6 protein-coding genes and 1 pseudogene are annotated in these 10,033 nt (G+C 67.8%); 5 read left to right on the top strand and 2 right to left on the bottom strand.

The window, feature by feature from the left end; genetic code table 11:
• Positions 1 to 285: pseudogene (locus AC07X5_RS31805) on the top strand (matrixin); the annotation flags it as partial.
• Between the two features lie 42 nt (positions 286 to 327).
• On the opposite strand, the gene AC07X5_RS31800 reads toward AC07X5_RS31805, so the two are convergent.
• A complete protein-coding gene (locus AC07X5_RS31800) occupies positions 328 to 540 on the bottom strand; it encodes a hypothetical protein (protein ID WP_494773414.1) in 213 nt (70 codons plus the stop codon).
• A 383-nt stretch (positions 541 to 923) separates the two neighbouring features.
• On the opposite strand from AC07X5_RS31800, the gene AC07X5_RS31795 reads away from it, so the two are divergent.
• The 4 genes from AC07X5_RS31795 (at position 924) to AC07X5_RS31780 (ending at position 7,344) form a co-directional block, all read left to right on the top strand.
• Positions 924 to 1,979, top strand: coding sequence for a J domain-containing protein (locus AC07X5_RS31795; RefSeq protein WP_494773413.1), 1,056 nt, complete (start codon positions 924 to 926; stop codon positions 1,977 to 1,979).
• Between the two features lie 437 nt (positions 1,980 to 2,416).
• On the top strand, positions 2,417 to 4,690 hold the full coding sequence (locus tag AC07X5_RS31790) for an ATP-binding protein (RefSeq protein WP_494773412.1): 2,274 nt from the start codon (positions 2,417 to 2,419) through the stop codon (positions 4,688 to 4,690).
• Positions 4,683 to 5,147, top strand: a complete 465-nt coding sequence (locus tag AC07X5_RS31785) for a response regulator (RefSeq protein WP_409958806.1) — start codon at positions 4,683 to 4,685, stop codon at positions 5,145 to 5,147. Before AC07X5_RS31790 ends, AC07X5_RS31785 begins: the two co-directional genes overlap by 8 nt.
• Complete coding sequence (locus AC07X5_RS31780) at positions 5,131 to 7,344, top strand: response regulator (RefSeq protein WP_494773411.1); 2,214 nt, start codon at positions 5,131 to 5,133, stop codon at positions 7,342 to 7,344. The genes AC07X5_RS31785 and AC07X5_RS31780 overlap by 17 nt, the downstream gene beginning before the upstream one ends.
• Before the next feature lie 39 nt (positions 7,345 to 7,383).
• Here the strand turns inward: AC07X5_RS31780 and AC07X5_RS31775 are convergent, their stop codons facing one another.
• On the bottom strand, positions 7,384 to 9,897 hold the full coding sequence (locus tag AC07X5_RS31775) for a hypothetical protein (protein ID WP_494773410.1): 2,514 nt from the start codon (positions 9,895 to 9,897) through the stop codon (positions 7,384 to 7,386).
• Positions 9,898 to 10,033 lie beyond the last annotated feature (136 nt).

The raw sequence follows: 10,033 nt of genomic DNA, 5'->3' as shown, positions 1-10,033 counted from the left end.
GTGGGCGAAGTCATCCGCCTGCTCGATGCGGGGGCCAGCAGCCAGACCATTGCGGGCCTGGGGCTGCAGTTGCTGGGCGCGAACACGCCCACGCAGATCGCGCAGACCTTGTGGACCAATGTGGTGGGCCGTGCGGGCACGGCGTCCGAGCTCAAGATCCTGACCGACATCATGGCCGGCGGGGTCTCGGCCGCAGACCTGGTGGTGATGGCGGCGCACCTGGATGCCAATGCGGTGCGCATCGATCTGGTGGGGCTCACGGCCAAGGGCTTGGAGTTCGCCTGACGGCAAGGGGAGCGGGTTCGCCCGATCCCCAGCCGCCCGGCATCACTGGCGCGGGGCCGCGCCGGGCAGCAGCACGGCAGCCGTGTTGCCGGGCGATCTGCCAATCGCATTGAACTGCGACTGGCAGGCCTGCGCCAGTTGCAGCAGATCCGCACAGGGCTGCCGCTCTGCGCCCTGGAGCGTGCTCCACCCGTCCACTGCCCAATTGCAGCCGCTGGCATCGCGCTCGGGCAGCGCGATCAGGCGGGGCTGCACCTGGCCGAATACCAGATCGAAGCCTGCCGCCGCCTTTTTCCCGCCGCTACCTCGCCACTGCCGTGCCCGTCCAGCGCTACCGCCACCTGCCGCTGTGGGGCCAGTTCCTCAATCGGCACGGCGCCCTCAGTCCCGAGAAGGCCCAGCCCTTCTCACAGCGCATGGCCGCCGCAGCGAACCTGCAGGGACTGATCTCGTGCTTTGCCTTGCAGCCGCTTTCGTGGACGCGCCGATCAACCTCCTTCAGGCGTGACGCCAGTCACCAAGCCGCGCGGTTGTCAGGTATTTCCTACAGATTACAGGCCGCCAACGATGTAACATGTGGTTTCATCTGTTTTACCACCCCGGTACGGTCGGCGAACTCCTCACCCAAGGCCACCCGCGTGACTACGCTGCACACCCATTACGACAACCTGAAGGTGGCGCACGATGCGTCGCCGGCAGCGATCGACGCTGCCTACCAGGCCATGGTGCGCAGGTTCGGCCCCGGGCAGCACCCGGATGACCCCGCAGCAGCGCACAAGATGTCCATCATCAAGGCGTCGTATGCCGTGCTGTCCGACCCGCACCAGCGCGCGCTGCACGATTTGTGGGTGGCCCAGAACGACTACGAAGAGACCGTGCCGCCCGTGGCCTCGAGCATCCCCGCGCTGTGGATGCACAGCGAGGCACCGCAGCACTACCACCAGACACCGACCCGGCCCCAGCCCCTGCCGCTGGAATCCACACTGCCGCGCCAGCGCCGCCCCCATGTGCGCACCACGCAGCCGCGACCGCGCGCCCACGGGGTCGAGGCCCCGCAAGGCCAGACCCACCTGCGCCGCAACTGGAGCCTGTACGCCCTGGGCGCGGTGGTCGCGGGCCTCGCGCTCGTCACGGCATTGCCCAAACCTTTTCTGGGCGACGACATGGAGGCTGCATCCGCACCCGCCAGTGGGCCGCTGCGCGGGTTCTCGGTGCCGGTGTTCTTTGCCCCGCAGCACTACACCCGCCCCGCCACCGCGCCCAACGGCCAGCCCTGGCCCGCCAGAGCCGGCTACGTGTCCGGCTACCCGCTGCTGGCCACCGGGGGGGTGGGCAGCATCACCGTGGACAACAGCCGCAACGACTCGGACACCTTCGTCAAGTTGGTGGCGCAAGGCAATGGTGTCCAGCCCCAGGTGGTACGCCATATCTACGTGCCAGCCCAGCAGAGCTTCACCGTGGACCAGTTGCCCCCTGGCGACTACGATCTGCGCTACCGCAACCTGGCCACCGGCGCCCTGGCCCGCACGCCTGCCGTCTCGGTGACCGTGGCAGCACCGCAGGCCCTGCCCGAAGACGGCTCGCAGCCACCTCCACAGCCTTCGGCCGGCGTCACCCCCGTCACCGTGGCACTCTACAAGGAGCCCCCTGGCAAGCGGCCCATACTGCGGTTGGCAGAAAAAGAATTCTTCTGAAAGACGACGACGAAGCAGCAGCACGGCCGCAAGGGCTAGGGCCTGTGAACTCCAATTTCGAGGTCGCGAAGGCCCTTGCCGGTGTGCCAATCCAGGCGCGCGACGCCGCGTGTGCCCTTGCACATACAAGCAACGCAACGACGAGTGGCGCGCCGGCAAGGGCCTTCCCTTCGGGTTGCCCGGCCTGGGGGTCGTCTGCGGCCCCAAAATAGAGTTAACAGGCCCTAATCCCGGCTGCCAGATGTGGCGTGACGGCGCTACCAAACCCAAACGGAATTCCTTGCCCGCACGCATGGCATCCTTGCACCGGACAAGATTTCCATACATCCTCTTGGCTGGCAGCGGCGTAGGAGCATTCCGACACGGATGGGTCTTGTTTCAAGGCATGATTACCCCGCTTGACGCTCCGCTTGATCGGGGTCGCTTCCTCTCTGTTCATGACATCCATTTCCGGCCTGCCCCCAGCCATCGATCCCGACCTGTCGGCCTGCCACGCAGAGCCCATCCGCGTGCCGGGGGCCATCCAGCCGCACGGCCGCCTGCTGGTGCTCGATCCGTTCTCGCTGCACCCCGTGGCGCAGAGCGACAACTGGCCAACGCAGGCGCTCGATGCCGCGCTGGCCCGGCTGGCCAATGGCACGCCCCGGGTGCTCAAGCCCGACGCACCGCCGATATCCCTGGGCGTGTGGGGCCTGGGGTATGAGCGCTGGGACGTTTCGGCCCACCGGACCGAGCGGCACCTGCTGGTCGAGTTTGAGCCGGCCTTTCCGTCGGACGGCAACGAAGCCCCGATCTACTCCCTCACGCGCATCTTCCTGCCGCGCCTGCAGGATGCCGGGTCCATCGAGCAACTGGCACACTTGGCAGCCGCCGAGATGAAGCGCCTGTCGGGCTTCGGCCGCTGCCTGGTCTACCGCTTCGACGAGGCCGGCCACGGGGAGGTGCTCGCCGAAGACCTGGACCCGGGCTACGACAGCTATGCCGGCCACCACTTTCCGGCCGACGACATTCCCCAGCAGGCGCGTGCGCTGTACCTGCTCAACCATTTCCGCCTGATCGCCGACGCCAACTACGCGCCGGTGCCGCTGCGCATCGACGGCCACCGGCTGGCGCCAGCGGACATCGACCTGTCGCAGGCCCAGCTGCGCAGCGTCTCGCCCATCCACCTCGAATACATGCGCAACATGGGCACGCTGTCGTCCATGTCGGTGTCCATCGTCATCGAGGGCCGGCTGTGGGGGCTGGTGTCCTGCCACGACCACGCGCCCCGCGTGCTCGGCGTTTCCACCCGCCTGGCCTGCGAGCACCTGGGCCAGTTGCTCGCCCTGCAGATCCAGTCCAAGCAGGCCACCCTGCAGGTGGCGGAGCGGCTTGGCCTGCGCCAGCTCACGCTGGACATCGTCTCGCACCTGTCCGAAAGCGATGGCACCCTGAGCCTGCTGGCCAAAGAACCGGCCTTGTTGCGCTTTGCCCGCGCCACCGGCGCCGCCGTGGTGCGCGACGACGAGGTGTGGAGCCTGGGCGAAGTACCGCCCGAGCAGGACATCAAGAACCTGGCCAACTGGGTCGAGGGCCTGGGCGTCGAAGTGTTCCACAGCCACCAGTTGGCACAGGCCTATGCGCCGGCGCAAGGTTTTCAGGACGTTGCGGCCGGGGTGCTGGCCGTGTCCATCTCCCAGGTGCACCGCCACCTGATCCTGTGGTTCCGCCCCGAGATCGTGAAAACCGTGACCTGGGCCGGCAACCCGCGCAAGAACCTGGTGGCGCCCGATGGCCGCATCCACCCGCGCCTGAGCTTCAAGAGCTGGCAGGAGCAGATCCGCGGGGCCTCGCTGCCCTGGTCCGACGCCGAGGTGGGCGTGGCGGGCGATCTGCGCCAGGCGCTCATCGGCATCGTGCTGCGGCGCGCCGAGGAGTTCGCCGAAGTGGCCCACGAGCTCGCGCGCGTCAACAAGGAACTCGAAGCCTTCTCGTACACCGTCTCGCACGACCTGCGCGCCCCCATGCGCCACATCGCAGGCTATGTGGACCTGGTGGTCGACTTCGAAAAAAAGGCGCTCTCCGAGCGCGCCCTGCGCTACCTGGGCAACGTCAAGGATGCCGCCGCCTACGCCGGCCAGTTGGTCGATGCGCTGCTGGACTTCTCGCGCATGGGGCGCGCCGCGCTCAAGCAGCGCAATGTCGACATGCAGGTGCTGGTGCAGGACATGGTGCGGGAGCTCGCACGCGAGCTTGCGCGCCAGGAGCCCGGCCGGCAGGTGCAATGGGCGCTGGACGACAGCTACCCCGAGCTGTTTGGCGACCCGCTGCTGGTGCAGATGGCCACGCGCAACTTCCTCAGCAACGCACTGAAGTACTCGCGCGGCCGCGACCCCACCCACATCGCCGTGCGCGCCGTGCGCACGCCGCAGGGCGACGGCATCGAGGTGGAGGACAATGGGGTGGGCTTCAGCATGGAATACGCCGACAAGCTCTTCGGCGTGTTCCAGCGCCTGCACCATGCCGAGGACTTCGAGGGCACCGGCATCGGCCTGGCCATCGTCAAGCGCATCATCGAGCGGCACGGCGGCACCGTCTGGGCGCGCGGCGAGCCCGACCAGGGTGCCCGCTTCGGCTTCACCCTGCCCCGCATGGCCCCGGGAGCCGCAGCCCGGGCCACCCCTGCATCACCCCCCACCCCAACGTCCTCCCCGGGAGCCCCCGATGCTTAAGCCCATTTTGCTCGTCGAAGACGACAAGCGCGACCTGGAACTGACCCTGATCGCGCTGGAACGCAGCCAGTTGGCCAACGAGGTCGTGGTGGTGCGCGACGGCGCGCAGGCGCTCGACTACCTGCGGCGCGAGGGCGAATTCGCCGGGCGCGATGCAGGCAACCCGGCCGTGGTGCTGCTGGACTTGAAGCTGCCCAAGATCAACGGCCTGGAGGTGCTGCAGGCCGTGCGTGCCGACCCGCTGCTGCGCAGCCTGCCGGTGGTGATGCTCACCTCCTCCCAGGAAGAGAACGACGTGGTCAAGAGCTACGAGCTGGGCGTGAACGCCTATGTCGTCAAGCCGGTCGCCTTCGACCGATTCGTGTCCGCCATCGGCGACCTGGGCGTGTTCTGGGCCGTGCTCAACGAGCCGCCACCAGGCTCCTACAAGGCGCACCGCCATGACGAGCAACCTTGAGCACGCGCTCATCGCCGGCACCGCGGAGCCCGCGCCAGCGTCTGCGCCGCTGCGCGTCCTGATCCTCGAGGACTCCCGCTTCGACGCCGAGTTGCTGCTTGAGGCGCTGCGCGCGGCGCGCCCGGGTGCCAGCGCCACCGTGGTCAGCGACGAGCCCGGCTATGTGCAGGCGCTTACCGCGCAGCACTTCGACGTGATCCTGTCCGACTTCGAGCTGCCGGCCTTCTCCGGCGCCGCGGCGCTGGAGGCGGCGCGCACGATGGCGCCCCACGTACCCTTCATCTTCGTCTCGGGCGTCATCGGCGAAGACAACGCCGTCGAGCTGCTCAAGCGCGGCGCAACCGACTACGTCAGCAAGAACCGGCTTTCACGCCTGCCGCTGGTACTGGACCGCGCGCTGTCCGAAGCCGCCAGCCGCCGCACCCTGGGTGCGGCCGAGCACCGCCTGCGCCAGGCCGACGCGGCCATCGGGCAGGCCCAGGCGCGCCGGCTGGCGCTGGTCGAGCTCTCGGACCGCATCCGCGACATGGATGACCCGGTCGAGATCAGCTACACCGCGGCAGAAACCCTGGCCAGCCAGTTCAACGTGGACCGCGCGGGCTATGGCATCGTCGACAAGACCGCCGAGACCATCACCATCCACCGCGACTGGAACGCCCCCGGCGTGCAGAGCCTGGCGGGCGTGCTGCATTTCCGCGACTACGGCTCTTACATCGACGACCTGGCGCGAGGGGTCACGGTGGCGTTTGCCGATGCCCGCGAAGACCCGCGCACCCAGGCCACAGCGCATGCGCTGGAGGCCATATCGGCCCGCGCCGTGCTCAACATGCCGCTGAGCGAGCAGGGCAATTTCGTCGGCCTGCTGTACCTCAACCACAGCCAGCCGCGCGCCTGGACCGAGGACGAGCTGGACTTCGTGCGCGACGTCGGCGACCGGCTGCGCTCCATCCTGGGGCGCCGCGAAGCCCAGCAGGCGCTGCAGGCCCTGGCCGCCTCGCTGGAGCGCCAGGTCGAAGAGCGCGCGGCCGAGCTCGAAGCCGCCAAGGAGCAGCTGCGCCAGAGCCAGAAGCTCGAAGCCGTGGGCCAGCTCACGGGCGGCCTGGCACACGACTTCAACAACCTGCTGGCATCCATCACCGGCTCGCTGGAGCTGCTGCGCCGCCGCGGCGGCGCCAACGTCACGCCCGACATGGAACGCTACATCGGCGTGGCCCAGGGCGCCGCCAAGCGCGCCGCGTCGCTCACCCACCGGCTGCTGGCCTTCTCGCGCCGGCAGACGCTGGAGCCCAAGACCCTGGCGCTCAACGAGCTGGTGCACGGCATGGAAGAGCTGCTGCGCCGCACCGTGGGCCCCGAGATCGCCATCGAGATCGCCGCCGCGCCCGGCCTGTGGAACGTGCACGTGGACGCCAGCCAGATCGAAAGCGCCCTGCTCAACCTGTGCATCAACGCCCGCGATGCCCTGCCCCAGGGCGGGCGCATCACCATCGAGACCGCCAACCGCACCCTGGACGCACGCACGGCCCGTGCGGCCGACCTAAAGCCCGGCGCCTACGTGTGCCTGTGCGTGCACGACAACGGTGTGGGCATGACGCCCGAGGTCGCCGCCATGGCCTTCGACCCCTTTTTCACCACCAAGCCCCTGGGCATGGGCACGGGCCTGGGGCTGTCCATGGTCTATGGCTTTGCCAAGCAGTCCGGCGGGCGGGTCAGCATCGAATCCCAGGTGGGGGTGGGCACTTCGGTGTGCATCGAGCTGCCGCGCAGCGAGCGCACGCCGGAGCAGAGCGCTGCCGACGAAGGCCCGGCCGCCGCCCCGCGCGCGCACCAGGGCGAGACCGTGCTCGTGGTGGACGACGAGGCATCGCTGCGCATGCTGATGGTCGAGGTCATGCAGGACCTGGGCTACGCCACCCTGGAGGCCGGCAACGGCACCGAGGCCATGCGCTGGCTGCGCTCGGGCCGGCCCATCGACCTGCTCATCACCGACGTGGGCCTGCCCGGCGGCATGAACGGCCGCCAGGTGGCCGACGCCGCACGCAGCGAACGCCCGGCCCTCAAGGTGCTCTTCGTCACCGGCTACGCGCAGACCGCGCTGGACGGCGGCAACCTGGAGGCCGGCATGCACGTCATGACCAAGCCCTTCGAGATGGACGCGCTGGCGCGGCGGGTCAAGGAAGTCATTGCGGGAGCCTGACCCGGCGGAGAACTCTGGACCGTCAGAGGCACATCTGCATCAGGTGCGCGGCCGCCCATGCAGCTCCCGGCCCAGCGCCAGCAAGCGCGACGCATAGGTTGCGAGCAAGGGTGCATCTTCGATGCCCAGCGTGATGCGCACCGTCTCGCCGCACTCGCCAAAGTTGGTGATGTTGAAGCCGAAGCTGGAGCGATCCACCGCCGTCAGGTCGCCGAAGGCGCGCAGCACCTCTTTCTTGTACACCCCGCCATTGAGTTCACTGCGGCGATCATGGTCCAGCGCCGGGGTGGTCTGGTTCTGCGCCTTGGCCGCCTCTTCATTGATGCGCCGCAGGTAGGCGTCGGTGGGCTTGAACGCGATGTACACGGTCTCCCTATCGGTGTTTGCGCACACCTCGAAGGCATTGTCCTCGGCATGCCCCAGCGGAATCTCCCTGTCCAGAGCGGCGCGCAGCAGGGCCGTGTTGGCGCGCACCTTGTCCAGGTAGGCGCGAGAGGCTTCGGCGTTGGGTTCGGACAGCAGCTTGGCAATGTAGCCCTTGTCGTCCTCGGGCACGTGCTGCGTTGTCTCGGCCATCGCGCCGTTGAAGCCGGTCCAGTGCGTCTTGTCATTGAGCACCACCGCGGTGCCGATGCTGGCCAGATCCATGCCATTCTGAAAGAATTTGGTGCCGCTTTGCAGCAGCACCAGGTTCAGCACTCCCGAGTCGATATAGGGCTTGGCCGTTTCCAGCGCGCGCTGGATCTGCGCGTCGCCCAGGTGGTTCAAGGTCACGTCCATCACCAGCGTGAGCGGCTCCGTGCGGCCATGGCCCAAAACGTTTTCAATGAGCGCCACCGGGTCGTGCGGCACGATGCTCTGCAGGGCGGCATTGTTCGGATGCGGCTCCATCACGATCACGCCCGCCGTCCTCAGGCCGGGGTCGCCCACCGTTTCGGCAGGATCCACCGAATCCGGCAGGCCCAGCACGCCCGCCGTTTCGTAGTACGCGCCCTTGAGATAGGTCGTGTGGTCCGACTGCTCCCGCGGCAATGCCTTGAACACCTGGTCGAGCATGGCCAGTGCATGGGGCGCACTCGCCACCGTGGCGCCCGCGCGCATCGTCTCGGGCAGCAAGGCGCGGATGCTGTCTTCGAGCTTGGGGGCACTTCCCGTCCAGGCGAGCTGAAAGCGCACCACGTCGTGCACGTCCTGCATGGCCTGGTAGAACTTCTCCATGTTCATGGCCTGCCGCTGGACGCTCCATTCCTCGCCCAAAACGTCCTCAGCAAGGGCCAGTGCAGCGCGCTGCAAGGCATCGGTCAACGCCCCGCCCGTCGCCGAGGGCATCGAGTCCACACTCAGGGTCTCTAGGTTGCCCAGCAAAGTCTTGACCACCTGGAAGTTCTGCGTGACGTAGAAGGGCATGCCGGGCTTGCCTGCGCACAACGCGCGCAGGCCGTCATAGGCTTCGCGCAGCTCCCTGATCTGCGCCTCGCTGCTCTGCGTGAGTGGATCCGTGCCTGCACTGGCCAGCAGCGTGTTCGGGGCCAGTTCGACCTTTTGCAGCGCCGTCTGCACCTGCTTGGAGTTGGTCGCCGACAGGCTGGGCTTGAGCAACTCGATCGCCCCCTTGGGATCATTCGCATCGATCCGGCCTACCATGGCGGCGGCAAGAATGTCCGCGCACTCGCTGGGCGAGTTGCGCAGGCCCAGCCCACCCAGATGGGCATCGACCTCGCCGCGCCCCGCGGCCTTGTCGGTGTACAGGCTTTTGGGCACGAGCTGAACGCCGAGCTCTTCGATGTAGATGCATTCGCCCGCCTTCAGCGTTGCGGGGATGCCCTTCTCGATCACAGGCTCCTTGCCCAGGTACCGGAATGCCCGGTTCACCGGGAACACGTCGAAATCCTTCAGTGCCCCCTTGGGCAGCGCGGCGGTCAATGTCTTCTCATGCATGTCCTTGACCGCCATCCACAGGCCGGTGCGCACGCCCCGGCCATACCCTTCGGCGACCAGTGGAGACAGCGATCGGCCGAATGCCCCCGCATCACCCGACTTGTAGGTGGCCTGCAACTGGCCGCGCATCAGCTCCGCCTTCAGCAGCTTCTGCTGCTGCTCGGGAGGCAAGGGCTTACCGTCGTGGACGCGGCTGGCCAGCAGATTGACCGTTGACGAGAAGCCGTGGAACCAGGTCTTGAACACGTCTTTCGCGCCGGACTCCCTGAATGCCTCCCGGATGTTGGAATCCTTCGCGACCGCGCCCTTGTCGAGCAGCGCGACGGCAAGGTCCCGGGCCTCTTCGCTCAACAGGCGGGGATTCATCGCCACCAGTTCGTGTACCGCGCCGCGCGCGGACGGATGGACCAGTTTTTGCGTCGCGGCCATGGGTTTCGGCGCGAGGTACTTTGCTGCTTCCAGCGCTTCCAGGATGGTGCGCACTTCTTTCGCTGTATCTGCGCCATGGTCCCTGTCAATCGCCTCCAGCCCCTTCTTCAGAGCAACCTTGTGCGATGTCCCATCTGCCTCCAGGGCCAAGCGCGGCGGCTTCGGCAGCCTCAGCGGCTCCTTCACCGATTCGCCCAGGGGCGGTGCTTCCACCACGGGCATATCCAGCGCCTGCACACCGCCCGAAGGCACGATCTGCGGCGGGGTGTTCTGCAAGCCTTGCAGGCCTTCGCCTCCGGTGCCGGGGCCCGTGTCGAGAGGC

The sequence above is a fragment of the Acidovorax sp. GW458-11-26-14-TSB4 genome (assembly GCF_059423865.1).
The sequence above is the reverse complement of the archived record's forward strand: the minus strand, read 5'-3'. Positions and strand labels throughout refer to the sequence as shown.